Origin of the sequence: Arthrobacter sp. Leaf141 (assembly GCF_001424565.1) — a bacterium.
Lineage (GTDB): Bacteria > Actinomycetota > Actinomycetes > Actinomycetales > Micrococcaceae > Arthrobacter.
This window is the reverse complement of record NZ_LMOL01000016.1, coordinates 36159-36390: the sequence shown is the minus strand read 5'-3', so window position 1 is coordinate 36390 and position 232 is coordinate 36159. Positions and strand designations below refer to the sequence as shown.

The 232-nt window shown below is 62.9% G+C and carries 1 pseudogene; it reads right to left on the bottom strand.

From position 1 onward, the window contains the following. Window positions 1-232: pseudogene (locus tag ASF72_RS21030) on the bottom strand (amino acid permease); the annotation flags it as partial.

Sequence of the window (232 nt, the reverse complement as noted above, 5' to 3'; positions counted from 1 at the left end):
CAGGACGCCCTGCATGAGGATGATCATGGGCAGCAGGCCGTTGGGGAAGATCCCGCCGTTGTCCGTGATCAGGCTCAGGCCCACTTCCTGGCCGTCCACGGGGGTGCCGAAGATGACGAAGTAGGTGCCCACCAGCAGGAACGCGACCAGGGCTGCGACCTTGATCAGGGCGAACCAGAATTCCATCTCGCCAAAGACCTTCACCGAGACCAGGTTCAGGGCCAGGACCACC